The 25,761-nt window shown below is 43.0% G+C and carries 20 protein-coding genes; 10 read left to right on the top strand and 10 right to left on the bottom strand.

Annotated elements, in window-relative coordinates:
- Window positions 1–37 precede the first annotated feature (37 nt).
- Together NJD71_RS06580 and NJD71_RS06575 are read right to left on the bottom strand one after the other, a co-directional pair.
- Window positions 38–1,396 (bottom strand): homoserine dehydrogenase, encoded by a 1,359-nt coding sequence (locus NJD71_RS06580; RefSeq protein WP_319051238.1) that lies wholly within the window; start codon window positions 1,394–1,396, stop codon window positions 38–40.
- 289 nt (window positions 1,397–1,685) lie between these two features.
- Window positions 1,686–2,555: a DsbC family protein gene (locus tag NJD71_RS06575; protein ID WP_319051143.1), complete on the bottom strand. Its 870-nt coding sequence runs from the start codon at window positions 2,553–2,555 to the stop codon at window positions 1,686–1,688.
- A gap of 415 nt (window positions 2,556–2,970) precedes the next feature.
- Here NJD71_RS06575 and NJD71_RS06570 point away from each other — a divergent pair, with 415 nt between their 5' ends.
- Window positions 2,971–3,903, top strand: coding sequence for a DUF808 domain-containing protein (locus NJD71_RS06570; RefSeq protein WP_319051142.1), 933 nt, complete (start codon window positions 2,971–2,973; stop codon window positions 3,901–3,903).
- A gap of 146 nt (window positions 3,904–4,049) precedes the next feature.
- On the opposite strand, the gene NJD71_RS06565 is transcribed toward NJD71_RS06570, so the two are convergent.
- Window positions 4,050–8,210 (bottom strand): Rne/Rng family ribonuclease, encoded by a 4,161-nt coding sequence (locus NJD71_RS06565; RefSeq protein ID WP_319051141.1) that lies wholly within the window; start codon window positions 8,208–8,210, stop codon window positions 4,050–4,052.
- A gap of 495 nt (window positions 8,211–8,705) precedes the next feature.
- Window positions 8,706–8,915 carry a hypothetical protein gene (locus tag NJD71_RS06560; protein WP_319051140.1) on the bottom strand — a complete coding sequence of 70 codons (210 nt, stop codon included), beginning with the start codon at window positions 8,913–8,915 and terminating at the stop codon, window positions 8,706–8,708.
- A gap of 473 nt (window positions 8,916–9,388) precedes the next feature.
- Between NJD71_RS06560 and NJD71_RS06555 the strand changes: the two genes are divergently transcribed.
- Window positions 9,389–10,399: an RluA family pseudouridine synthase gene (locus NJD71_RS06555; RefSeq protein WP_319051139.1), complete on the top strand. Its 1,011-nt coding sequence runs from the start codon at window positions 9,389–9,391 to the stop codon at window positions 10,397–10,399.
- Between the two features lie 135 nt (window positions 10,400–10,534).
- A complete protein-coding gene (locus NJD71_RS06550; protein ID WP_319051138.1) occupies window positions 10,535–11,248 on the top strand; it encodes an HAD family hydrolase in 714 nt (237 codons plus the stop codon).
- Window positions 11,249–11,328: 80 nt separating this feature from the next.
- On the opposite strand, the gene yihA is transcribed toward NJD71_RS06550, so the two are convergent.
- Window positions 11,329–12,084 carry a ribosome biogenesis GTP-binding protein YihA/YsxC gene (gene yihA, locus NJD71_RS06545; RefSeq protein ID WP_319051137.1) on the bottom strand — a complete coding sequence of 252 codons (756 nt, stop codon included), beginning with the start codon at window positions 12,082–12,084 and terminating at the stop codon, window positions 11,329–11,331.
- A 391-nt stretch (window positions 12,085–12,475) separates the two neighbouring features.
- Between yihA and NJD71_RS06540 the strand changes: the two genes are divergently transcribed.
- From NJD71_RS06540 to NJD71_RS06525, 4 genes are all read left to right on the top strand, one after another.
- Window positions 12,476–12,820 (top strand): c-type cytochrome, encoded by a 345-nt coding sequence (locus NJD71_RS06540; RefSeq protein WP_319051136.1) that lies wholly within the window; start codon window positions 12,476–12,478, stop codon window positions 12,818–12,820.
- Window positions 12,821–13,140: 320 nt separating this feature from the next.
- The gene (locus NJD71_RS06535) at window positions 13,141–13,809 is read left to right on the top strand and encodes a c-type cytochrome (protein ID WP_319051135.1); all 669 of its coding nucleotides are present in this window, start codon (window positions 13,141–13,143) and stop codon (window positions 13,807–13,809) included.
- Between the two features lie 335 nt (window positions 13,810–14,144).
- Window positions 14,145–15,278, top strand: coding sequence for a hypothetical protein (locus tag NJD71_RS06530; protein WP_319051134.1), 1,134 nt, complete (start codon window positions 14,145–14,147; stop codon window positions 15,276–15,278).
- The gene (locus NJD71_RS06525) at window positions 15,266–15,637 is read left to right on the top strand and encodes an RnfH family protein (protein WP_319051133.1); all 372 of its coding nucleotides are present in this window, start codon (window positions 15,266–15,268) and stop codon (window positions 15,635–15,637) included. The genes NJD71_RS06530 and NJD71_RS06525 overlap by 13 nt, the downstream gene beginning before the upstream one ends.
- 52 nt (window positions 15,638–15,689) lie before the next feature.
- On the opposite strand, the gene NJD71_RS06520 is transcribed toward NJD71_RS06525, so the two are convergent.
- A complete protein-coding gene (locus NJD71_RS06520) occupies window positions 15,690–16,109 on the bottom strand; it encodes an outer membrane protein assembly factor BamE (RefSeq protein ID WP_319051132.1) in 420 nt (139 codons plus the stop codon).
- 324 nt (window positions 16,110–16,433) lie between these two features.
- Between NJD71_RS06520 and fur the strand changes: the two genes are divergently transcribed.
- Window positions 16,434–16,868, top strand: a complete 435-nt coding sequence (gene fur, locus NJD71_RS06515) for a ferric iron uptake transcriptional regulator (RefSeq protein ID WP_319051131.1) — start codon at window positions 16,434–16,436, stop codon at window positions 16,866–16,868.
- Between the two features lie 122 nt (window positions 16,869–16,990).
- Here fur and NJD71_RS06510 read toward each other — a convergent pair whose 3' ends face one another.
- Window positions 16,991–18,112 (bottom strand): PilT/PilU family type 4a pilus ATPase, encoded by a 1,122-nt coding sequence (locus tag NJD71_RS06510; protein ID WP_319051130.1) that lies wholly within the window; start codon window positions 18,110–18,112, stop codon window positions 16,991–16,993.
- A gap of 119 nt (window positions 18,113–18,231) precedes the next feature.
- Window positions 18,232–19,287 (bottom strand): type IV pilus twitching motility protein PilT, encoded by a 1,056-nt coding sequence (locus NJD71_RS06505; RefSeq protein ID WP_319051129.1) that lies wholly within the window; start codon window positions 19,285–19,287, stop codon window positions 18,232–18,234.
- A 362-nt stretch (window positions 19,288–19,649) separates the two neighbouring features.
- Here NJD71_RS06505 and NJD71_RS06500 point away from each other — a divergent pair, with 362 nt between their 5' ends.
- Complete coding sequence (locus NJD71_RS06500) at window positions 19,650–20,387, top strand: YggS family pyridoxal phosphate-dependent enzyme (RefSeq protein WP_319051128.1); 738 nt, start codon at window positions 19,650–19,652, stop codon at window positions 20,385–20,387.
- A gap of 214 nt (window positions 20,388–20,601) precedes the next feature.
- Here the strand turns inward: NJD71_RS06500 and NJD71_RS06495 are convergent, their stop codons facing one another.
- Both NJD71_RS06495 and NJD71_RS06490 read right to left on the bottom strand, forming a co-directional pair.
- A complete protein-coding gene (locus NJD71_RS06495; protein WP_319051127.1) occupies window positions 20,602–21,876 on the bottom strand; it encodes a hemolysin family protein in 1,275 nt (424 codons plus the stop codon).
- Window positions 21,877–22,079: 203 nt separating this feature from the next.
- The gene (locus NJD71_RS06490; protein ID WP_319051126.1) at window positions 22,080–23,771 is read right to left on the bottom strand and encodes an NAD+ synthase; all 1,692 of its coding nucleotides are present in this window, start codon (window positions 23,769–23,771) and stop codon (window positions 22,080–22,082) included.
- An 819-nt stretch (window positions 23,772–24,590) separates the two neighbouring features.
- Between NJD71_RS06490 and NJD71_RS06485 the strand changes: the two genes are divergently transcribed.
- Window positions 24,591–25,748: an AI-2E family transporter gene (locus NJD71_RS06485; protein WP_319051125.1), complete on the top strand. Its 1,158-nt coding sequence runs from the start codon at window positions 24,591–24,593 to the stop codon at window positions 25,746–25,748.
- Window positions 25,749–25,761 lie beyond the last annotated feature (13 nt).

Raw genomic sequence — 25,761 nt, 5'->3', positions numbered from 1 at the left:
TTTATTACTAAAAGGGCCGATTCATTCAGTATTTTGTTTACGCTAGCTCATCTAAGCGAATGCGTACTACTTTATCAGTAATGGTATCGAGTTTTTCAATTTTTTCGATAGCTAGGTTCATCCGGCTCTCAACGACAGGCAAGGTCAATATAATCACAGGCACTTGACCGACTTTGTGAGCAGGCTTTTGCAAAATAGCATCGATATTGATACCAGCATCACTTAAGATGCGGGTGATGTCTGCTAAGACGCCAGGGCTATCGTAAGCATGTACGCGTAAGTAATAACCAGTAATCATCTGCTCAGCGCGTAATATCGGCGTGTCCGATAACTGTTCAGGGATGAATGCCAAATGCGGCACATGATGTCCATGATTATTTTGATCGCTACTGCTTTGATCGTCATTATCTTTGCTGCCAAGTACACGGACTAAATCCATGACATCTGCCATCACGGCAGAAGCAGTAGCGCCTGCACCTGCACCATCACCGCAATAGAGTGTTTGTCCAAGCGGATGCGAGTTGACCAACACGGCGTTTTTGACGCCATTGACATTGGCAAGTAACGCATCCTGCGGAATAAGCGTTGGATGTACACGCAGCTCAACGCCAGCATCGTCATCATTACCTTGACCATCACGGCGCACTGCAAACCCTAAGTGCTTGATGCGATAGCCCAGCTCCTCGGCATAGTTGACGTCTTGTAGGGTAATACCAGTAATGCCCTCACAGTAAACCTTGTCAAATTGCAGTGGGATACCAAACGCGATAGAAGCGAGCAAGGCCAGTTTGTGTGCGGCATCAATACCTTCAACATCAAAAGTTGGATCTGCTTCTGCATAACCAAGCTCCTGTGCTTCACTCAATACATCAGCAAATGGACGACCCTTGTCGCGCATTTCGGTCATGATAAAGTTGCCAGTACCGTTGATAATACCTGCAAGCCAATCGATTTTGTTGGCAGCAAGGGCTTCACGCATCACTTTGATGATTGGAATACCGCCTGCTACTGCTGCTTCATAAGCAACGTGGACATTGTTTTCTTCAGCAAAAGCAAAGATCTCATTGCCATGCTCAGCCAATAAGGCTTTGTTTGCGGTTACTACATGCTTGCCATTTTTGATAGCCTGCATGATGACGTCTTTGGCTAGGGTAGTGCCACCAATCACTTCAATAACGATATCGACATTGTCGCTTGCCGCAATTGCCATCAAGTCACTGTTTTGCGTGATGTTTGTGTCGATATCATCACGCTGACGACGCGTACCCACTTCGGTAATAATAATATCGCGTCCACTACGGCGTTTTAGCTCATCTAAATTGTCATTGATTAGGTTGATCACGCCTGTTCCGACGGTTCCTAGACCAAGTATCGCTAGTTTGATGGAATTGCTCACAGTATCCTCAAGAGGTTGAATATAATGAAGTGAGTAAAAAGCGGTGACAGTGCCAAATGAGCCTGCGGTACTAAACCGGCAGTCTGTGCGCATTTTCTATGGCAGCCTCGCATACATACTTCATCATAGTTGAATAAAAAATGCTCAGATAAAAGGGTATTGCTGATGTTGCATCGTGCTTTATCGTATCATACCGACAAGCAGTTGTGACGTCTACACAATGTCGCCAAGGTCATATCGTCTACTGGTTATAAAGCGATAATAGCCGTAAGTTTTGTCAGAAAAATCATCAGTTAGCACCGACGGCTTGCGCCAATTGTGCCGCAGGTAGGTAGCCGCCCACTTGTTGCCCCGTCTCAGTAAAGATAGCTGGGGTGCCACGCACGCCCAGCCTTGACCCTAACGCCATATGTTCTTGTACTGGGTTTGCGCAGTTAGGGGCTTGCACATTGGCACCCATTTTTGCCTGATTCATAGCGGCGTTGCGGTCTTGACTACACCAAACTGCTTTCATTTTTGGTACCGACTCTTGGCTACGTGGCCATGCCAAGTAACGTACTTCGATACCGCGGGCATTAATATCATCCATCTCTTCGTGCAATTTACGACAGTAACCACAGTCTGCATCGGTAAAGGCATAGACAACAGCGGTGGTCGCCCCTTTCGCTGGATAAATAATCATCTCTTTTTTATCCACTGCCTTTAGCGCTTCTTGTGCAGTATTGGCGACCAAAGTGGCACTAATATCAACGGGCGCAGCACCGCCGACGGCGACGATTTGTCCTTGGATAATATGCTTGCCGGATTTATCAGTAAAGAAAGACGGTAGCCCTTCAGCGGTTACCCAATAAATACCATCCATATCTGTTGGTACTGCTGAAACGATATTTTCTTCGATACCAGATGCTTTTAAATTTGCTTGTAGTGCTTTTACAACGGTAGGATCATTGTCAGCTGATGCTACGCTGGTTGATGCTTTTCCAGAAGCAGCCTGAGCTTGTGTAGTACCGACCACGCTAGTGTTGCTGGTTGCATCCGCTGAATTGTTAGAGCAGCCGGCAGCAACGCCTAACAGCAAGGCACCCATCACAAAACGAGAGAGGATAGTACGAGAAAAACGATGGTATGTAGTGGTTTTTTTGCTAATAGGTGATGGCATACGGGCTTCCTATAGGCATCGCGCCTAATGATGAGTTCGTTATATAACACCACTATATATAAAAATACTGTGAACGTGCATCTATAGTGGTGTGTCTTGATAGTATTTTAAAGGTCTAATTTTAAAGGTCTAATTTTATAGAGGTTTTTATGACTTGTTGATGGTAAAGGGTAGGTGGCGAGTTTCTCTATATTACCATAATTGTAGATAATGACAGTGGCAGTACATCAGCCAATTAATACAAATAGTGCTAACTTTAAAGAATGGTTGCTAACGTGAGCTAAAAAAATAAGATACATTTGTACTATTTAATATATATGCCTGCCCTTGTAATCTACAGCTAATAGCATCGTTTTTATAAGAACTTATATCATTTAACGATTTACCTTTAACAAATTTGCTTTAAGGAGCACGCATGGCAGGTGCCAGTTTATTAACCTTACTCGATGACATTAGCATCTTAATGGATGATGTAGGCGTCATGACCAAAATCGCCGCCAAAAAAACCGTAGGCTTAGTTGGCGATGATTTGGCACTTAACGCCGAGCAGGTCACAGGGGTTAAGCCAAATCGTGAGCTCCCCGTCATATGGGCAGTTGCCAAGGGCTCGGCCGTCAATAAGGTGATTTTAGTACCAGCGGCGCTCTTGATCAGCTATTTTATACCATGGTTGATTACTCCGCTATTGATGATTGGCGGGTTGTATCTGAGTTATGAAGGGGCTGAAAAAATTATTCATAAGTTTTGGCCAAAATTATTGCCTCATGATGAAGAACAAAACGCCCGCTTAAAAGCTAACGCAGATGACAATATAGACTTGGTTGCGTTTGAAAAAGACAAAATCAAAGGCGCGATACGCACCGATTTTATTTTGTCGGCTGAGATTATTGTTATCTCTTTAGGCGCGGTCACAGCTGCTGGCGGCGATATCGTTCAAAAAGGTATCGTGCTCTCGATAGTCGCTGCTGTGGTGACCGTCGGTATTTATGGCTTAGTTGCAGGTATTGTCAAGATTGATGATGCAGGTTTACATCTTATTGAGAACTCACAAGCAGGTGATAGCAAACGCAAGTTTGGTGAGTTTATGCTTGCAGCAGCACCGAAGCTGATGAAATTTTTATCAATAGCGGGCACAATTGCGATGTTTTTAGTGGGTGGCGGTATTATTGTTCACGGTATCGGCTTTTTGCATCATAGTGTAGAAGATATTGCTCATCTTACTGGGGTGTTCGAAGGATTGACCGCGTCATTATTGAATGGACTGGTCGGACTAATCGTTGGTGTTATTGTGGTGGCCATTGTGACGACTATTAGCAAAATGCGTGGCGGCGATGCTACTGCGCACTAAGCCAGTCATCGCGTCATCAGCTATATATCAGGCCAAAAAAATTAAGTTAAAAGTAAGCTAAGATCATTACGCCAGAAAGATAAAAAGCCCCGATACTTATAAGTATCAGGGCTTTTACATTTAAATGACTTTTATATTACCGTGCTTTAGCTATCATCGCCGGTGTCATTAGCTTCAGCTTTTTCTACTTGCGTCGGTTTTTTATGCTCAGACTTGGGCTTACGACTGCGTGCCTTTGGTACTTTTGGCGTAGTCAGATTAAACATGCCTGTCTGCGGCAGCAATTGCTCAGCCACATTCTCGATCATATTTTTATAGCTGGCAATAGTCGTCTTAGATTTGGCTGCCTGACTATCGTCTTTACCTGCTTCTTTAGTAGACTCTTCTGCTTGAGCGTCGGTAGCTTGCCCAGCTTCAGCTTCAGCTTCTACATTTTCAGTCGCTGATTGAGCGTGCTCGACTTCTAGCAAATGCTCACTATCAGCACTGACATCATCCGTCTGTGTCTGATTGGCGAGGGCGGTCGCTTCAACGTCATGCGCGTCCACTTCAGCAGTATCTTGCTTGGTATCTACTAACGGCTCTTCATTTTCTGAAGTTAGCTTGTTAGGAACGCTTAAGACTACGGACTCCTGAGTAGATTCTTGATAGTCAGGATGCTGACCACGCGGATCATTGCTAGCACGCTTATTGACAGTACGTGGCTCTACGTCCGTCTTGCCTTGAGCTGCTGCGAATTGACTGACGGCTTGCGTCATCGCTTCAAAGCGCGTCAAATAGTCGGCTGCTAATGGCTGATAACCATAGTTACTAAAGTCAAAGCTCTGACTGGCCACGTCACTATTGCTGGCAATGTTTTTATCTTCAGCAGTACTATCAGTAGCTTTTGTCTGCTCAGTAAACAGAGCGATAGTTGCGATAAAGCAGTTGATAACACCATCTTCTGCCAAGCGAGCTGGCGCGTCTGGCAGCGTTGTACGTATAAACTCACCAACTGTACCGCGTATTGCAGGAGCACTTACCACAGCAGGTTGTTCTACTTGAGGTGTTGACGCTGCTTGGGCTTGCTTGCTCTGTACGACTCGTGGATCGTTACTGGCTTGACCAAACTTCTCAGCAGTCACGTAACGTGCACCAAACAATGCCTCATGTGTCAGCTCAAGTGCTGAGTTACTCACGCTACTTGTGCCTGCATTATTACTGTCAGACTGAGTTTTTTGAGCTTCATTGCCCTTACTCGTACTTTCAGCAGTATTGGTCTCCTGCTGTTTTGGAGTCTCTACCGTTTCTTTCGCATCAGCAGTGACCGGTGTTGGCGCTTCCGATTTGCTTTTGATGTTACTTGTAGGAGTTGATGGTGCTTCTACAGGTGCTTTTCTTTCTTTAGCAACTGGCTCATGTACAGGTGTCTCGTTCTGTACCTCAGCTTTGGTAGCATCACCCTTGTCATTATTAACTTTACGCTCTGGCATTTCTACCGTGCTTTGCTTATCTTCACTTCGCTTATCCGCCTTTTGAGCCGTGGTATTTTGCTTTTCAGCGTTTTGCTCACTGCCACTAGGTTGGCTAGCAGAAGGCTGTTGAACAGCGCTTTTTTCAGTACGCTCGTCTTTCACCGTGCTGTTTTTTTGGCTATGCCTATCGTTAGGTTGAGGCTTTGCCTGTGCAGACTTGCTGTCATCTAAAGACAAGTGCACGACTTCTGACGCTTTTAACGTAGTGGGTGCTTCGTTGACCTGTAGCACGACTTCGTTAGGATCTTGACTACGGCGTGTACCAGAGTGGTTTTTGCTATTGGCGGCATCGCTGTTCTTAGCGTTTTGCTGTTTGCTTTGCTCAATATTGTCAGCCGTTAGCGTCTCACCGCGCTCCAGCTTGCCACGTGAGCCACGTTGGCTATGCGATTTACGCTTAGCACGAGTCTGCTCATCAGGCTTTTGGCTGGTTTCGTTCTCAGTCTTGTCAGCTTTGTTCTGCTCATTCGCGCTGCGATTGCTGTCTTGACGATTGTTGCGATTGCGATTGTTATTACGTCTGTTGTCTGGCTGACGCTTTTCTGGCTGATTTTGGTCCTGACTGTCAGAGGATTTGTTATCAGCGCTATTGTCCGTATTGCTGACGTTATTAGTATTCTCGTCAGTTGTCTCTTTTCTTTGACGCGGTTTAGAAGATCTAGACTTACGGGTCTTACGTCTTCTTCTGTCCTCGTTATTGTTTTCATCAGTATCACTGTCGTTGTTGCGGCGAGCTTGCTGACGGTTGCTATTACTGTCTGACGATTGAGTGTCATCATTTTGACTATTGCTTCGTTGAGCTGGTTGCGCACTATTTGTGCCAGCACTATTCAACGCATTACTATCAACTTGACCGAATGAGCCTAAGCTTTGGGCCCCAGTGTTTACTAGTGCTTCGATAGCTTCAGCGGCATCACGACTGCTGACACTAGGTGTTGTGGACGCTTGCGGCGCCTGAGCAAATAGGTTGGATAACCAAGCAACGGCTTGTGGCTGGGCAGTCGTTTCGATGTTTTGAGTCTGCGGCGGCACTGGTACCGAATTACTTTGGGTTTTGCTATCTTGCGGTGCAGATACAGTATCATTGGTATTTTTATGATTACGGCGATCATTGCTATGATTTACCGTATCATTCTGCGTTTGTGACGCTTTGCTCTGCTGCGCACTTGATCGATTTGGTTTATTGCTGTCATTTGGGGTTTTGCGTGGTTGGCGAGTAGGCTGCTGCTCAGGACGTTCTTTTTCGGCAGTTTGCCAGTCGACATTATAGCCAAGATCGCTGTGCTCTTGTTCCTGAGCATCAGTGATACGCTCATAGCTCGATGGTGCAAAACCATCACGGTTAAAGTGTAGCTTGAAGTTTGGTGATTCTAGATGAGCATGTGGCAAAATCGTGATACGCGTCCCACTGTCTTGCTCAAGATACACCAAGCTGTCGCGTTTTTCATTTAACAAGAATGCTGCGATGTCTGTGGGCACTTCTGCTTGTACTTCACCTTGACGCTCTTTGAGCGCAATTTGCTCGATTTGGCGCATAATAGAGAGCGACAATGAACGTAGGTCACGAATCATACCATTGCCATGGCAACGCGGGCAGATATAGCCAGTCGACTCTTCTAGTGAAGGACGTAGACGCTGACGGCTCATTTCCATCAGACCAAACTTAGAGATATCACCGAATTGTACGCGCGCCCGATCATATTTGGTGGCGTCAATCAGACGTTTTTCCACTTCTTTTTGATGTTTGTTGTCATTCATGTCAATAAAATCAATAACGATCAAACCACCCATATCACGCAAGCGAAGCTGACGAGCAATTTCATCAGCGGCTTCTAAATTAGTATGATAGGCAGTTTCAGCGACATCTGAGCCTTTAGTAGACTTAGCAGAGTTGATATCGATAGATACCAAGGCTTCTGTTTGGTCGATGACGATTGAGCCGCCTGATGGCAGACGCACTTCACGCTGATAGGCGGTTTCGATTTGTTTTTCGATATTAAAGCGCGAAAACATCGGCTCATAATCAGTATATTTGCGTAGCTTCTCGGCTTGCTTTGGCATCACCGCATCGATAAAGCCCGCCGCTTCAATGTAAGCATTTTCGTTATCGATCCAAATCTCAGCGATATCATCACGTAGATAGTCACGCACAGCACGAGTGACCACGCCCGCTTCTTGGTGGACTAAGCGCGGTGAAGGGTATTTTTGGTTTTGTTCTTGGATGGCTTGCCAAATATTGAGCAAGTGATTTAAATCGTGCTGTAAGTCTTCTTGAGTTTTACCAATACCTGCCGTACGAATGATGACGCTCATGCCTTTTGGCAAATCAAGATTGCTTAGCATACGCTTCATGTCTTCACGCAGTTTGCCTGAGATCTGACGTGAGATACCGCCGCCACGTGGGTTATTTGGCATCAAGACTAAGTAGCGACCAGCTAATGAGACATACGTCGATAGGGCAGCGCCTTTATTGCCACGCTCTTCTTTTTCGACCTGAACGATAAGCTCGTCGCCTTCTTTGATCAGCTTTTTGATGTTTTCGTCACGTGGGTTGCCGCTTAGGTATTCAGCAGAGATTTCACGAATTGGCAAGAACCCCTGACGCTGTGAGCCATACTCAACAAACACAGCTTCGAGTGATGGCTCAACACGAGTCACATGACCTTTATAGATATTAGATTTTTTTTGCTCGCGGGTACGGTTTTCTAAGTCAAAATCGTACAAGTGGTTGCCTTTACATAAGGCGACACGAATCTCTTCGTTTTGAGTGGCGTTGATCAAAATGCGTTTCATATTTATATCCTATATGAGTACGCATAACAACGATAAGACAGTCTTTAGAACATAGTGGCAAGTGTGACTAATATTATATTAGCGTTTACAGATATTAATTAACGGTAAAACGTAAATCGTGGGTTTCATAAAGCACAATGGCTTATTCAATGGCTTTTTTTACCTGAAGTGGTTAGCGATACTCATGTCAATGTAAATAATATAGGGTGTAAGGCTATGGTATTTGTATGTTGTCATCAGTAAATTTAGTACATATAGCGAATTCACCAAGCCTAGTTAAAGTCAGTACATTTTATTGGTCGTGATTTTGGCGCACGTTGTAAGCGTGGGCGATGGTCAGTTGCAGTGTTCAAAAGTACTCATATTAAAAAGGCGTGCTGCTGTTGCCATTTATCCATCAAAGTCTAACAATGATATCGCGATCGTGGTGGCTATTATATATAGTTCGTCAGTCGGCGATTATCTACTCAGGTAAAGCGATTGGTTACTCTTTGTTTATCGTTCTTTGTGTGTCGTCAATAATATCTTGGGTGTCTCAAGGTTAGGGGTTGCGGCTGTGGTTATCAGCGGGGCGTACTTGGCAAACAGAGTAATGAACCAGCGCATCAGCATGGTATTGTATTTACATTTTGTCGTCATCTGTTTGACCACCAATACTTCGGCAGCTATCGAGTTACTTTTCGATCCTAACGCTAGACTACCCATACTTGCTCAACTACGCTGTCATAAAGGACCATCAGATAAGTAATTATTAAATAATAAATAGTTATCAAGTAAAGTCGTTGTCATGCAGTTAGTGAGTCAATGTGGTGTTGTCATCCGTTGATAAATAGATTTGTTGTCATATTTACGAACGCGATGGTGTTTAGTGTCACTATTTATTTTATGGTATCGAATAACATTCAATACAGTGTTTTTAATTTATGGAGCGATATCTGGTAAGTAATACCTTTAAGTAAATAATGCGCCCTAAATCAGATCAAACGTCTAATATCAGCAAGATAAATAGCATGGACCTCTCTACTAGCAATCAGTAAACACTGGAAAGTAATAAAACGGTGACCAGCTATCTGAAACAACAATGATTATTGTCGTAGTCTCTGCTTAATTGTCGCTCAACATGCTAAACTATAACAAATCTTTGTGTAAACACCTAACTAAAAATGACAAACTCAAAAATGACTGACGACGCTCCTACCCACGAAGCCCCTGCTATTTTCAATAGCAAAACACGCCCGCAAAGCGCTGACGATGAGATTAGTAACTTTGGCAAGGTAAACTACCTTGAAGTGACACGCCATCAACACGATCAGCGTTTGGATAACTTTTTGTTGAATCGCTTAAAGGGATTGCCAAAACCGCATATCTATAAAATGATTCGCTCAGATGAAGTGCGCGTCAATAATAAGCGTTGCAAAGCCCACGATAGAGTACAACGTGAAGACGTCGTGCGTATCGCTCCTGTGGAGCTAGCAACACGCGAAAAACCAATTATCAGCACCGAGTTTGCCAAAAGCTTGCTGGCACGTGTGGTCTATGAAGACGAAGGCCTGATCGTACTTAATAAGCCCTCTGGTATTGCTGTGCATGGCGGCAGTGGTTTGGACTTTGGGGTGATCGAAGCCATGCGTGAAGTGACTGGTAAAAAATACCTAGAGCTGATACATCGCATCGACAAAGATACCTCAGGGCTATTGATGATCTCTAAAAAACGCTCAACGCTAAAAGTGTTGCAGCAGCATTTGGTCGATAAGACCATTCAGAAGCACTATTTGTGCCTAGCAAAAGGGCAGCCTGCATTGAACGAACAGCGTATCGATGCGCCACTGCTGCGTTATACGCTAGCCAGTGGTGAGCGCCGAGTCAAAGTAGACAGCCAAGATACGCAGGCAAAAGAAAGCCAGACTGATATCATTGTCCATGATCGTTTTGTGATGGCAGGTCAGCCAGTAAGCGTCATCGAAGCCAAGCCAATGACGGGACGTACACATCAAATTCGTGTGCATTTGGCACATATTGGTCATGCTATCTTGGGTGATGACAAATACAATGTTCATGATAAATCAGGCGTGCATCGCCTATGTCTACATGCGTGGCGCCTAGATATCCCAGGCTACAAGACTATTACTGCGCCACTGCCAGACGATATGGCAGATTGGCTACCAGAGACAACGCAGTTGCCTGAGTAAGTTTAAGGCAAGCACTGCGGCTTGATCTATTAGACCATTGCTAGAACACCAAAACGTCACGAACTCTTATTTTTATAAATAAGCCACCGTGACGTTTTCGTATCTCTTATTATTGTTATTCGTTAAGGTAAATTCATGACTGCACCAATGACAACCCAAACTACAGAGCTTGCTAAAAATACTCAGTCCGCAAACGAGCATCATCTCTCTGACAAGACACTGGTTATTTTTGATTGGGATGGCACATTGATGGATTCAATCGGCTTAATCGTTGATTCTATGCATGTGGCGGGAGAGGCGCACGGGTTTGAAACCACTGATAAAGCAGTTAAAGACATCATTGGCTTGAGTTTGATGAATGGTATAGAGATTTTATATCCTCAGGCAAACGAGTCGCAAATGCTCGCCATTCAGCAAACCTATGCAGAGTACTATATTGCCAACAGTCATGCGACGCCGCTATTTGAGCCGATAGAAAATATGTTGCAGACTTTGCAGCAGCAGAATAAAAAGCTTGCGGTCGCAACAGGTAAAAAAAGAAAAGGGCTAGATCGTGTGTTAGATGCCTCAAAGAGTCACCATTATTTTGTGATGACGCGCTGTGCTGATGAATCCGGCTCAAAACCTGATCCGCAGATGTTAACTGATATCTTGGAATATACACAGCAGCAGATTTCTGATGCTGTGTTTATCGGCGACAGTATCTATGATATTCAGATGGCAACAGCATTAGGTATGACTAGTATAGCAGTGAACTATGGCACGGCAACGAGTGCAGAACTTGCCGCACAAAACCCTACTTATCAGGTTGATACCCCGCAGGCATTGGCCGATCTGTTGTGTGCTTAAATAACAGTATTATTATATTATATAAAAAAAGGGTTTATCGTTATTATCGATAAACCCTTTTTAACTCAAAACTATCGTATTTATTTCTCTTTTTCTTGAGTACCTTCTTTTTCAATGGCTTCTTCTAGTTCAGCACCTTCTAATAACGCAAAAGAGGACTCAATGATTTTATCGGCATCGAGCTGATACTCGTACCAGTTGCCCATGATACCCGCCAGCTCATCAAGACCTTCTTTTCTGAGCGCCGAGAATAACTGAATAGTACAGTTCAAGCCTAGTTTTTTGAGTCTTTTGCGCGTATTGAGTAGGGCGTTTTTGGAAGCGCCGTATTTCAGCTTATCTGCTTTCGTCAATAGAATGTGTACCGGCAGCTCGCCATCTTTTGCCCAATGCAGCATCTGCTCATCAAAAAACTTAAGGGGATGACGAATATCCGTCATCAGCACCAACCCTGCCAGGCTTGAGCGTGATACCAAATACTCTTCTAGCTCAACCTGCCATTCTTTTTTCATCTCAAGTGGTACAGCGGCATAGCCATAACCTGGCAAATCGACCAATCGTCTGTCAGTGTCGCCGATACTAAAAAAGTTAATCATTTGCGTACGTCCAGGTGTTTTAGACGAACGAGCCAGTTGACGCTGATTGGTCAAAGCGTTGATGGCCGAGGATTTACCAGCGTTCGAGCGACCTGCAAAGGCGACCTCTAAGCCCATATCAGGCGGACAAAGCTTAAAAGTAGGCGCTGATGTCATAAATTCAGTTTGTTGAATTTTTTGACGAGACTTGGTGTTGAACAGCGCATGTTCGGCTGCAACATCTGTAAACGGGGTATTCATAAATGGCTCATTAATCTTAAAAATTGGATACGGTGATAAAACGTTAGTTTTTGGATATTAAATTGGTACTGAAATGCAGGTAATGTATGAAAGCTATTTGCTCTCAATAAATTCAATCTAAATCACTAGTTATACACTATAAAAGTTACGACTTTACATTGGCAGCTATTCTATACCATTACCTGTCTTACTTATTGAAATAACTGCGTTTAGCATCATATATATAGTAGAATAACATTAAAGTTAATGGTTCATAAGACAAGTTGATGGCGTTAACAAAGCCACATCCAATTTGCCTATGCTTACATGACATATATTGTTACAATGTTTAGTGAAAGACGTTTAATAGAACGATTGATGAGACACGTGAAATATCACGAGGAGGTGCTCCATGTTTTCAATCAATAAACTTCTTAGTAAAGGTCATGCGGCTATGACCGCTAGTGGCGCTGCATTCTTTTTGAGCATTGCCATAATTAGCAGTGCAAGTGCGGCTGACGTTACTAACATAGCCACCACCTATGATAACTCATGTGCAGCCTGCCATGATAGTGGCGCATTAAATGCTATTAAAAAAGGCGATAGTACCAAGTGGCAGCAGCTTATCGAACAAAAAAGCATGCCGACGCTTATTCAGTCTGTCAAAGGTGGTATGACGCAGATGCCAGCAGGTGGTCTCTGTGACACCTGTAGTGATGATGACTATCGAAAACTCATCGAGTATATGAGCCAGTAGTCAGTTTATAAACGAAGCCCAAGTATACGAAACAAAGCGCTAGTCTTATGGCCTTGATGCGCTTTTTGTTTTTGTGTGGTGCTTTGGGCTGTATCAGTTAGAAAACTGATGAATACTATGATTAAGTAGGCAAATGATACAAAGTCTTGCTATAATAATCGAAAATAAACCCTGATATTAGTAAGTACTTTTCAGACTGCTTGTGTCCGATACCTCAAAATATGCGCCATGCTCATTGTTAAAGAGACGGCTATATCGGGTATCCTATCCATGCAATCATTCTAGATAATGCTTACGCCGAGCTAGTAGGATTTGTATCAATGAAAAAGTTAATCGCTGCTGCCAGCTTATGCGTTGCAAGTTTCAGCGTACAAGCTGCTATTGTTGTTCCTGAGCATGATATCGAAGCAGGTCAGAAAATTGCAGAAACCGTTTGTGCTGCGTGTCATGGTCTTAATGGTGTCAGTGTTGTTCCTGCACAGCCAAACCTTGGTGGTCAAAACGTAAAGTATCTATACAAACAGTTGGTCAACTTTAAAGCAGGCTATCGCAAAAACGGTATCATGCAGTCTCAGGTGGCAAACTTGTCTCAGCAAGATCTGGCTGACGTGGCAGGTTATTATGCTACTCAAGCGCCTTGGGGTGTCGGTTACGGTAACCCTGCAACCAACCAAGAAGCAACCAAGTTGTTTTTGGGCGGTGATAAGTCACGCGGTGTCATTGGCTGTGCCGGTTGTCATGGACCAGATGCTGCAGGTAACACTTGGGCTGCGTTTCCAAAGCTAGGCGGACAGCATGCTGAGTATATTGCGACCCAGCTAAAACTATTCCGTGCTGCGGGACGTGTTGATGATATCGATAGCGATGACCAAAAACGAGTCAATGATGCTGCCAAAGAAGGCGAGATGGGTATGATGCAAACGGTTGCATCGAAGCTATCAGATCGTGACATTCGTATTTTGTCAGACTATGTGAGTGCTATTCATTAATTGGCTCGCATTGATGCATACTAGTAACAGCCACTTGTAGATAAAATGGCTAAGTACTTCATTTTGTATCTACTATGCCTGAACTATCAAACCCCGTTTTCGGGGTTTTTTTATTACTTGTCTCTTATATCAGACAAGTAATAAAAGCTTAACTCCCTTACAGATGCCTATCATTGGTCTGTATAATTACAAATTATCATTATTCACTTTATATCAAACCCAAAAGCATGATTAGCCTTATCAAATTCGCTTAGTCTATAACGCATAGTACTGATAGCGACTTCTTCTGCTACTCAAGTTTTTGTTAATGATATTAGATCGTTTGGATTGAGATTATGATGACCCGTTATGCCTCTTATTTTATCGCGGCACTGTTACCGTTACTCCTGTTTCGTTGGTTTGCACCAACGTCAATTGGTGAGATTGATTTTTGGTTACTATGGCTGCTAGCAATGGTAGTCGTTGCATTGCCAGTGGTTTATGCTGAGATTGCATTGGCCTACCGCAGTGTAGAGGGGCCGCTAGCTGGTATGCAAAAGCTGACTCGTGAAGCTGATGCGAGCCCAATATGGCGAAGCTTTGGTTGGCTTGCGGCATTGGTCTCTATTGTGATCGCGGCATTGATCATATCAGGTGCCAGCACTGGTATATTAGGCGCGCTTACTGAGCTAAATAGTGTACCCAATATACCAAGCTTTGCTGTTGCTGCTGGGTTGATGGTTATTGCTGTCTTACTAAGTTTATTAGGCATGGCACCATTACCCATTGGATTAGGACTGATGGTAGTCGGGCTGGTACTGGGTGTCGCAAATGGTGTGCCAAATGCTGGTTTTGCTATGACGGATATCAGCTTGGCGGAGTGGGCACGCGCAGTGGCACTTGCATTGGTCAGTGTCGGTGCAGGTACAGGGCTATACTGGTTCGCTCAGAACTTGGTTAGCAAACAAACAGTCACAGCAGTAGAAACCAGCGATCAGCAAGCACAAAGCAGAGCTGCCGCTCGTCACTACCGTGCAACGAAATTGGTATTACCGATTTGGATATTACAGCTAATGGTGGGTGTTGTAGCCTTGTTTATCAGTGGTATGTCATTACCTCCGATTGGCCAGCTATCATATTGGATCGGGGTACTGTTCGTGGCAAGCTACTTATTACATTACAGCACACAGCAGTTAACGCATAAATTTGGACTGTTAGTCAGCTTAATAATGACTTTTGCTTTAGCGTTGCTACTGGTAGTTGCCATTCCAACGCAATGGCTGGTAGGTATCTTAGTGATAGTTAGTAGTATCGCTGTATTGTTATTATCGATATTTGCAGGTTGGCAGATGAAAATCAGTCATCTACGCAAGTCATTGAACTTTAGCAATGAAGCGTTCTATAACTTGTGGCGCATAGCAATACGTCTGGTGGTGCCATTAGCATTACTGCTAGCACTGATAGGTTGGGTGATGCAGTGGTTGAGCTAACGGGGAATGCCAATAGTAATAGTACGCTGCAATCTGTTGAGTCCAAGCTAATGACGGTATATCTGGCGTATGCTGAAAATGAGCAGCGTCAGCATTACTTGGCATTAAAAGTCATATCTGGCACCAATCTATATGACGCACTGAATCAAGCAGGATGGTTAGAGAAGTTTGCAGAATTAGCAGAGTGGTGTGAGCAAGTCAAAGATGTGGCTACGCCAACGGCTAAACGTTGGCATGTAGGTATCTATGCACAAAAACAGCCGCTCAGTTACGTATTACAGCCTTTTGACCGTATTGAGGTGTATCGCAGTTTGAGCGCTGATCCAATGTCTCAGCGCAAAAATAAATCTCGCGGATAAATGATTGGCAGTTAGAACTTATAGCTTTAGTTAAATCTCATAATCTTACTGACTATGATGCTGGTAAGCTCTCGATACCTTCGATACGCGTGACCAAGCCATTGTCATCGAAGTAAACCACTAAGTGCTGGCTGGCATTTTTGACATCAGCAATACCTTTGCGGCTACCTTCTGTGCCTGCTTTATAATCGTAGATATAATCCCAGCGCTTAGGCTCAAGGGTATCTCGGATCGCAGGGCTACCAAGAATATAGAGCACTTGGTTTTGGTTCATGCCTACTTTTAGTTTTTGTGCTTGTACTTGAGTAATCGCTGTGCCTTGTGGCAAATCAATCTTATAAACACTCAATAATGAGCAGCCAGACATAGCGACAGTAGCGCTAAGCATGCTGGTCATGACAATTTTGCGTAATACACTGGCATGGCTCAACGGACGAAAATTTAATGTCTTTATCATGGTAAGATGACTCATAAGAAATGAATTAGGCGCGGTCAACGTTAGATGATGCAAGTCTGACCGACAATCTTGGACAAATGATACGTCATTTACTTGCAATTGCCTACCACTTACGACATTATTTACCAAACACTACCTGAGCGATTTTATTATTTATATTTTAAATTCATGTGCTTGCATGGTGTCATCGAAAAAACAATAAGCAAGAGATTCGCCTCAGTAGCGCTGTTTTTATAATATTAAAATCACTTATATTCAAAAAAATAATCCTTAACGATTATTTATCTCCTATTTTTTAGTTTTCAATTTGCTAAGACTGTCACAGTCAGAAGGGATATTATGGCTTCTTTTACCAATCAAGATTTACGCAGAGCCGGATTAAAGGTTACGCTACCGCGTATCAAAATTCTAGAGCTATTAGAGAGTGCTGAACTGCATCATATGAGTGCAGAAGAAGTATACAAAGCGCTGATCGAACAAGGTGAAGATGTTGGTCTGGCAACAGTCTATCGTGTGCTGACTCAGTTTGAGCAAGCGGGTATCGTTGAGCGTCATAACTTCGAAAACAATCTATCAGTATTTGAAATCACCCAAGAAGAGCATCATGATCATCTGGTCTGTGATGTTTGTGGCAAGATTATCGAATTCCACAATGAGGTGATCGAGGAAGAGCAGCTCAAAGTAGCAGAGACGCATGGCTTCAAGCTATCAGGTCACTCGCTGGTGTTATATGGTATCTGTGCCGACCAAGCTTGCAGAGACAGTGCTAAGTAACGATTTTATGGTTTCATAATCTTTTGACTCGTTGTCAGCATTATTATATTAAGAAGCCCTCATTATCAGTAACGAGGGCTTCTTTAGTTATTTCACTATCATATTATGGCAGACTATATGGTTTAACTGACATCTAACGATAGGCTATCAGCACCTTCATCTAAATTGGCTTTACCGTTTTTGCTGCTAAGTTTGATCTTGAGGCGCAAGTCATTAGGAGAGTCAGCATGAAGAATGGCTTCTTTATAAGTGATTTCTCCTTGTTCATATAAGTCAAATAACGCCTGATCAAAGGTTTGCATACCGCTATCTCTTGAGCGCGTCATAACATCTTTGATCTCGTGTACCTCACCTTTACGAATATAGTCACTGATCAGCTGTGAGTTCAATAAGATTTCAATAGCCGCGCGGCGTCCCCTGCCGTCAGGGGTTGGGATGAGTTGCTGAGCGATAATGGCTTGCAGGTTTAAGGATAAGTCCATAAAGAGCTGGTTATGACGACTGGTTTCAAAGAAATGAATGATACGGTCAATTGCCTGGTTAGCATTGTTGGCATGCAGGGTAGCAAACACTAAATGTCCTGTCTCTGCATATTGAATCGCATAGCTCATGACCTCACGGTTACGAATCTCACCGATCAAGATAACATCTGGTGCTTGGCGTAGCGTGTTCTTCAAGCCAGCTTCAAAGGAGTGGGTATCAATACCGACTTCACGCTGAGTAATGATACAGCCACGGTGTTTATGCACAAACTCGATAGGGTCTTCAATCGTAATAATATGGCCATGCGAGTGCTGATTGCGATGTCCTATCATCGCCGCAAGGGTAGTGGATTTACCTGTACCCGTCGCGCCTACCAGCAAGATGATACCGCGCTTTTTCATGGATAACTCTTTGAGCGCTGGTGGCAGGCGTAGCTCTTCGACCGTAGGAATTTTATTTTCAATTTTCCGTAGAATCATTCCTGCCATATCGCGTTGTATAAATGCACTGACTCGAAATCGTGCTCGCTGTGCTTCATCAGTGATCGCAAATTGACACTCGTTCGTTTCTTTAAATTCTTGTTGTTGGCTTGGTGTCATTACTCCTTTAACCAATGTCATTGTTTGATCAGCACTTAAAGGGGTTTTGCCCACAGGCAAAATTTTTCCATTTACTTTCATGGAAGGTGCTACATCAGCAGTAATAAAAAGGTCAGAACCATTTTTATTAATCATTAATTGCAATAATTTATCAATGTCCATATCGTACCTGCATTTGATGTAAGTAGATTAAATATTATTTAAAGTTATATTTTAAAAACTATAAACAAAAACCAATAAAACCTAGCCAGCATTACTCCTTTTATTTGGCTTAAATTGTATTATAAAAATGCATCAGGTTGCTTAGCATAAGGACGAGCCACATCTTTACTAATTGTGCCTTTGCCTACCAAATTCTTTAGGGTTTGATCGAGTGTGATCATACCTTCACCTGCACCCGTTTGAATGGCAGAATACATCTGAGCAATTTTGTTTTCGCGTATCAAGTTACGAATAGCTGGCGTCCCTAGCATGATTTCGTGAGCTGCCACACGGCCACCGGCTTGACGACGCAACAATGTCTGTGAAATCACGGCCTGCAGCGACTCCGATAGCATGGCACGAATCATATCTTTTTCAGCAGCAGGAAAAACATCAATGACACGGTCAATCGTTTTGGCAGCTGAGCTGGTGTGCAACGTACCGAACACTAAGTGACCTGTTTCTGCTGCTGTCAGTGCCAGACGGATAGTCTCAAGGTCACGTAGCTCACCGACCAAGATTACGTCTGGATCTTCTCGTAATGCTGAACGCAATGCCGGCTCAAAACCCAATGTATCACGGTGTACTTCACGCTGGTTGATCAGGCTTTTCTTTGACTCATGAACAAATTCAATTGGATCCTCAATCGTTAAAATATGCTCTTTACGACTTTCATTGATATAGTCAATCATCGCTGCAAGCGTCGTTGATTTACCCGAGCCTGTTGGACCGGTGACCAATACTACGCCGCGTTTGAAGTCTGAAACACGTCTGAAAACATCTCCCATTCCCAAGTCTTCCATCGTCAAAACTTTGGATGGAATCGTACGGAAGACCGCACCTGCACCGCGGTTTTGATTAAAAGCATTTACCCGAAAACGAGCCAAATTGGGAATTTCAAACGAAAAATCTGTTTCAAAAAACTCTTCAAAGTCAGCACGCTGCTTGTCATTCATAATGTCATAAATGAGCTGATGAACCATTTGGTGAGTCATCGCAGGCATATTGATACGGGTCATTTCACCATCGGTACGAATCATCGCAGGCATACCTGCTGAAATATGTAAATCTGATGCCTTGTGTTTTACGGTAAAACGTAGCAAATCTTCAATACTTAAAGCGTTTTTTTCAGCCATAATTCGATATTCCTATCAATCAGTCAGCGTAAGACAAAAGAGCGTGAGAGCACGTGATAAACTATCAGTTAGGAGCTCTATACAAGCATGTGATATTTACGAGTCAACCGGTGCGCAGTCTTTATGACTGCTATCATATTTAGTAGCATATGTTAATGCATGTAACAATATCATAACAAGACTGTGAGTATTTAACCATCCACTCCTGAATAAAATATAAAATTAATTATTTTTAAGCTCAATTTACATATAAAAAATAAGTGATTTATTTTAGTGGTGAGATTTAATTATCTTATTTACTATTCATAATAAAGATTTTCTGCACAGACTATTAAAAAATTAAAAAAACGAGAGCCTGATATATGACAAATACGACAAAGACAAACTGCAATATTGATAATCAAATGTTGATTGATAATTGGCAGCAAGTAAAAACACAAATGACTCAAGTTTATGAACAAGCAGCCGATCATGCAGACAGATCTGCCAATCATACGACCTTGCTAGCGGTTTCGAAAACCAAACCTGCTAATATGGTGGCAGCTTTAGCCAAGCAAGGACAGCGAGATTTTGGTGAAAACTACCTGCAAGAAGCTATCGAGAAAATCAATTCGCTAAAGTCACAGTCTGAAGGTGACAAGATTGTGTGGCATTATATTGGCAGTATTCAGCGTAACAAGACGCGTGATATTGCAGAGCATTTCGATTGGGTACAGACTCTTGAGCGCGATATTATTGCTAAACGCCTGAATGATCAGCGCCCAGCTGATCTAGCGCCACTGAATGTGCTGATACAACTTAATATCGATAATGAGGAGAGTAAATCAGGCTGTTTACCAGAACAATTACCAGAACTGATCACAGCGATTCAAGGATACGAGCGTCTACAGTTACGCGGTTTGATGATTATCCCTGCCAAAACAGACACAAATGCCTTTGCTCGAACCAAGGCTCTGTTTGAAGAGGTCAAAATCAACTACCCAGAATTAAAGGCTTGGGATACGCTTAGCATGGGGATGAGCGGTGATATGGCAGAGGCAATAGACAATGGCTCTACCATGGTGCGCGTTGGTACGGCTATCTTTGGGGCGCGAGACTAGGGCGTGTCCCTTAAGCTGAATAGTAAGCAGACTTAGAATGGTTTAATCGTTGTCAAGATATTCTGAGTCGCTTGGGAATGTTTTGATACTATCCGTATTGGCTATACGGTTTTGTTTGAGCTATTGGCTCATTTTTATGACAGTGATAAAACGAGTATACACTCTGAAGCGTTGCGTACTCGTCTGATTGAATAAAAACTTACTCATTTATTGGTTAAGCAGCCTCTTCTAACTTGGTCACTAACATTTGAGTGATTTTGAGATTATCAGTCGCAATAATCTCAAATCGATAATTGGCATACTCAATAGTATCAGTCTTTTTTGGGATTTTTCGGAGCATATACATCATAAAGCCGCTGATAGTTTCATAGTTCTCGCTGCGCGGTAAGTCAACGATATCTAAGGCGCGAATCACGTCTTCGATAGGTGTCATACCCTCGATGAGCCATGAGTTGTCAGTACGCTGAACGATCGGCTGCTCCTCAAGCGTCACAAGCTCACCCATCACAATACTCATCACATCTTTGAGCGTGATGACACCAACCACGAGCCCATATTCATTGACGATAACCGCAAAGTCAGCGCCAGTGGATTTGAACATCTCTAATACTTCAAACAAAGACAATGTATCAGGCACAAACAGAGCGGGCTTTAACAAGGTTTTATTGGTGACGCTAACCTCTTGCTGGTTTAGCACCAATGCCAAAAAGCTGCGTGACTCTACATAGCCGACGATATGCTCTAAATCATCATCATGACAGACCAAGAACTTGTTGTGTGGCTGTGCAATCATGATCTTTACCACCTCTTCGGTACTGGTATTGGTATCAAAATAAACGATGTTTTCGCGTGGGTTCATAACTGAGGTGACAGTACGCTCTTGCATATCAAATATATTTTCTATGAGGTGGTGTTCTTGTTTTTTTAGCACACCAGCTTCGGCACCAGCATCCATGACGGCATATATATCTTCTGGGGTCATATCATCTTGGCGTATGGTTGAAATACCCAGAAATCTAAACAAAATATTTGCAGCGCCATCGAATACCCATATGACTGGTTTTAATACAAAGATTAATAATATCATTGGGCGTACCAGTCGTACGGCTAACGCCTCAGCATTCGACATGGCCAAACGTCTAGGCATCAAATCGGCAAGTAAAGAAAACAAGCTGGTGATGAGCACAAACGATATGACCGATGCTACTGCCTCGCTACCTAATAACTGCTCAAGATAAGGGCTAATGGCTGATTCACCCACGGCACCCGCGGAGATTGCCACTGCATTTAGCACCACCTGCACGACAGTAATAAAACTACCAGGGTGCTCCTGCATTTTGAGAACATCAAAGGCACGGACGTCTCCTTCTTTTGCCATGATTTGGAGTTTTATCTTGCGTCCAGCAGCAATGGCAATCTCAGTAGCAGAAACGCAGGCACTCAAGGCAAGTAGCAAAAGAAGAAACACACTAGCAGTTAGCAAACTCATGACGTACTCGAAAAAAGAAATAAAGACAATTAAATGAGAAAGAATCAGTGGGTAGTGCAAAAGAAAATCGTTATTTATGAAAATTGTTAATGTATAGAAACCAAAAAAGCTGGGCAAGCACCCAGCTAATCGTAAAATTCAGAATTGTGTAAAACCAGCCCCTAGCAATTTCTACATTTTAGAAATTGCCAGAGGTGCAATATTTAGCCTTTTATTGACCATTTATTGACTAACGGATAACGACGCTCACGTCCAAAAGCCTTGTGAGTAATCTTTGTACCGATAGGAGACTGCAAACGTTTATATTCACTGTTGTCTACCATCTTGATGACTTTTGCCACCATGTCAGCATCAAAACCTTTATCGACAATTTCCTGATAGCCCATATCTTCATCGATATATGACATCAAAATGCTGTCTAATACATCATAATCAGGCAGGCTGTCTTGATCTTTTTGATCGGGGCGCAGTTCAGCTGATGGCGGGCGAGTGATAACGCGCTCAGGGATGACGGGGGTGTCTTCTAAACGATTGCGATAGCTGGCCAATTTATAAACTTGTGATTTGTACACGTCTTTTAAGACATCAAATCCACCTGCCATATCACCATATAAGGTTGAGTAACCAACGGCTAACTCTGATTTGTTACCTGTCGTGATGACCAGATGACCAAACTTGTTAGACAGTGCCATCAGTACGACACCGCGAGCACGGGCTTGGATATTCTCTTCAGTAGTGTCAGCCGGTGATTTATTGAACAATGGGGCCAATGTATGACGGATACCTTCAACAGCATCAAAAATAGGACATACGGTATAAGAGACATTCAATCGACGCGCTTGAGCCTGTGCATCTTCTAAACTGATCTGAGAGGTGTATTCATATGGCATCATGACCGCGTAGACTTTGTCAGCGCCTAGTGCATCAACAGCGATACAAAGCGTCAGTGCCGAATCAATACCACCTGATAATCCAACGATAATCCCAGAGAAGCCAGAATGATTGACATAGTCGCGTAGACCGACGACCAATGCTTGATACATCTCTGACTCACGGCTTAGTGTTAGCGGTGCTTTGGTTTGGCTGTCAAATTTGGCAGTCTTTACATCTAAAGTGGATAATAATAGTTGATTCATAAAGCGCGGTGCTTCATGGGCCACGCTACCGTCTGCTTGTACGGTCATAGAGCCGCCATCAAAGACAAGGTCATCTTGACCGCCAACAGCGTTGACATAGACGATAGGCAGATTGTTTTCGCGACTGCGCTTGGCAAGCATAGTCTTACGGTTGTCTTGTTTTTCGATTTCAAAAGGTGAGGCGTTTAAGCTAACAATGAGGTCAGCACCTTGTTTTTTGAGTTCGGCGATAGGTGCTTTTTCCCATAGGTCTTCGCAGATGAGTAGACCTATAGTAATGCCTTTATAGTCAAACAAAACTTGGTTACGACCTTTATCAAAATAACGACGCTCATCAAACACGCCATAATTTGGCAAAATTTGCTTATGATAAAAGCCTTTTTGATGACCGTTGTGCAAGATAGCGGCAGAGTTAAACGTACCGTGATGATCGACATGCGGATAGCCGACAATCATAACGATATCGTCGATATCACTCAAGGTAGATAGGGCGCTTTTGACGCGACCTGATAAGCTTGGACGTAGCAATAAGTCTTGCGGAGGGTAACCAAGCAAAGCCAGCTCTGGGAATACAATGACGTCAGCCCCTTGTTCGCGAGCTTGTAATGCAAGGGTACGCATTTTTTCGACGTTGGTTGCGATATCACCTACCAAAAAATGTGATTGGGCTAAAGCAAACGTGACAGTATCTTGTGATTTATTGGTCTTGCTGGTTTCGTTTGAGGGGTTAGAGTTTGGGTTATCAGTGTCTTTTGACATTGTTATTGTTCCTATCAATATATTATTAAAATGTGGTGAATTTTTATTGGTTTAAAATAAGTCCTAAATACATTCAAAACTTCGCTCTAATCTATCACGCTCGAATGTTGGGCGGATATAAAGAGTTCAAATCTGGCATAAGCGCTAAGACAATGTATAAAATTTTACTCGCTATACCTGCTGTCCCAACTAATCATGCCATCTTAAAATTAGTGTTTATAATAGTCTAGATGACAACGATACAAGAGGATCTGGACTCTGCCTTATCAGTTATAGTGTCTGTGCCAACGACAAAAATAAATGCGTACAAATACACTTAACTATATTGAAAAGCTTAAAATAATTGCTTTAGTATAACATCAATTGTCATGACAAATAGAACGCACCAGTGAATTCCCTCATAAGATAGCAGTTTAATAGCTGCACACAAAAGTGGTTTCAATTACACCGTTTTTACATACCAAATCCATGCATTATGCGCTAGTTATTGTGGTCATCATCTAGTAAGCTTGCATAGACAAAGTTGTAAGTAAAGATTACAACATAGCGTTATATAATTATCGTACTTTATTGCATAATAAAGTGTAACAACGGCGCTTTTCGTTATGTCCTTATGAGAGTGATAGTCTGTAAATACTTGACACTATCATGTAATCGATTAGCGTTAACGCCGTTTTTTATTGATATATAAATAAGCTACCACACTCACACTCGCCTATGGATACCATTTATGGACACCGTCTATAAGCTGGTGTTCATCGCCCATTTATAAACTCGCCAGCAAGCTGTCGTTTGCTGTCCGCTCTTGGTTTATACGCTATGATTGAAAACTGGACAAAAGAATTTATTATTCAGCGCCTACTTGCTATTACGTTGTTGGTTGCGCTATTTGTATTGTGCTTTCAAGTGGTGCAGTTTTTTATTGTACCTGCACTGTGGGCTGCGATTTTGGCATATGTGACGTTTCCTGTTTATAAGTTTTTTCACGAAAAAGTTAAGTTAAGTCCAGATTTTAGTGCTGCGATTATGACGGTCAGTATCTCTTTGATGATAGGTATACCACTGGTCATCGGTGTTTTGATTTTGCAGCAAGAAGCCCTGAGTATCATTAGTAATTTGATATACCGTATCAAAGTGGGTTATTTGGATGTGCCTGACTCACTCAAAGAGTTGCCTATCATTGGGCAGCAAGTCAAAGATGTACTGTGGCGAATTAATAAGAATCCAGAAGGAACATTAGAGACCTTTCGTCTTTGGGTTCAATCACATCTGTATTATGGCAAGATCGCATTTGATGTGGTGTTTAGTGCGCTGGCCAAACTTGGTATGGCACTAATGACCTTGTTCTTCTTTTATCGTGATGGTACCAGTTTGATACGCCAGATTCGCCAAGCGCTACGCAACATCATTGGCAACCGCATCGATGGCTACATTGACTCTGTGGGTACAACCACCCGTGCGGTCGTATACGGTATTGGGCTCACAGCACTGGCGCAAGCGACGCTCGCTGGTATTGGCTATTACTTCTCTGGTGCGCCAAGTCCCATTTTATTGACCATCGTCACCTTCATCATTGCATTGATCCCATTTGGTACCCCATTCGTTTGGGGCGGTGTATCGATTTGGCTATTGAGCCAAGGGCATACTGCAGGCGGTATTGGTCTGGCACTATGGGGCGTATTGGTGATCAGTTGGGTGGATAATTTGATTCGTCCTATCGTCATTAGTGGCGCGACCAAAATTCCTTTTATCATTATTTTTATCGGGGTATTGGGCGGTCTGACCGCATTTGGTTTTGTCGGGTTATTTATCGGTCCTGTGGTATTAGCTATCGGTCTTGCCGTATGGCGTGAGTGGATATCACAGCACAAAAATGAGATATTCGCTCAGCAAGAAGTTATGCTCTCTGAAACTGGTGCTGTAACGACAGTACCTAGGTCAGAACAAGAAATAGTTGGTAAAAACGAATCTATATAGCAAACCTATATGG

This window comes from Psychrobacter sp. PP-21, assembly GCF_033790785.1.
In the GTDB taxonomy this organism is placed as follows: Bacteria; Pseudomonadota; Gammaproteobacteria; order Pseudomonadales; family Moraxellaceae; genus Psychrobacter.
Note: the sequence above shows the minus strand (reverse complement) of the source record. Positions and strands in the feature narration are given on the sequence as shown.

Bases quoted from the DNA above. Each gene is read 5' to 3' on its own strand.
- NJD71_RS06575 (WP_319051143.1), bottom strand. From the start codon at position 2,555: ATGCCATCACCTATTAGCAAAAAAACCACTACATACCATCGTTTTTCT.
- NJD71_RS06570 (WP_319051142.1), top strand. From the start codon at position 2,971: ATGGCAGGTGCCAGTTTATTAACCTTACTCGATGACATTAGCATCTTA.
- NJD71_RS06565 (WP_319051141.1), bottom strand. From the start codon at position 8,210: ATGAAACGCATTTTGATCAACGCCACTCAAAACGAAGAGATTCGTGTC.
- NJD71_RS06560 (WP_319051140.1), bottom strand. From the start codon at position 8,915: ATGGGTAGTCTAGCGTTAGGATCGAAAAGTAACTCGATAGCTGCCGAA.
- NJD71_RS06555 (WP_319051139.1), top strand. From the start codon at position 9,389: ATGACTGACGACGCTCCTACCCACGAAGCCCCTGCTATTTTCAATAGC.
- NJD71_RS06550 (WP_319051138.1), top strand. From the start codon at position 10,535: ATGACTGCACCAATGACAACCCAAACTACAGAGCTTGCTAAAAATACT.
- yihA (WP_319051137.1), bottom strand. From the start codon at position 12,084: ATGAATACCCCGTTTACAGATGTTGCAGCCGAACATGCGCTGTTCAAC.
- NJD71_RS06540 (WP_319051136.1), top strand. From the start codon at position 12,476: ATGTTTTCAATCAATAAACTTCTTAGTAAAGGTCATGCGGCTATGACC.
- NJD71_RS06535 (WP_319051135.1), top strand. From the start codon at position 13,141: ATGAAAAAGTTAATCGCTGCTGCCAGCTTATGCGTTGCAAGTTTCAGC.
- NJD71_RS06530 (WP_319051134.1), top strand. From the start codon at position 14,145: ATGATGACCCGTTATGCCTCTTATTTTATCGCGGCACTGTTACCGTTA.
- NJD71_RS06520 (WP_319051132.1), bottom strand. From the start codon at position 16,109: ATGAGTCATCTTACCATGATAAAGACATTAAATTTTCGTCCGTTGAGC.
- fur (WP_319051131.1), top strand. From the start codon at position 16,434: ATGGCTTCTTTTACCAATCAAGATTTACGCAGAGCCGGATTAAAGGTT.
- NJD71_RS06510 (WP_319051130.1), bottom strand. From the start codon at position 18,112: ATGGACATTGATAAATTATTGCAATTAATGATTAATAAAAATGGTTCT.
- NJD71_RS06505 (WP_319051129.1), bottom strand. From the start codon at position 19,287: ATGGCTGAAAAAAACGCTTTAAGTATTGAAGATTTGCTACGTTTTACC.
- NJD71_RS06500 (WP_319051128.1), top strand. From the start codon at position 19,650: ATGACAAATACGACAAAGACAAACTGCAATATTGATAATCAAATGTTG.
- NJD71_RS06495 (WP_319051127.1), bottom strand. From the start codon at position 21,876: ATGAGTTTGCTAACTGCTAGTGTGTTTCTTCTTTTGCTACTTGCCTTG.
- NJD71_RS06490 (WP_319051126.1), bottom strand. From the start codon at position 23,771: ATGTCAAAAGACACTGATAACCCAAACTCTAACCCCTCAAACGAAACC.
- NJD71_RS06485 (WP_319051125.1), top strand. From the start codon at position 24,591: ATGATTGAAAACTGGACAAAAGAATTTATTATTCAGCGCCTACTTGCT.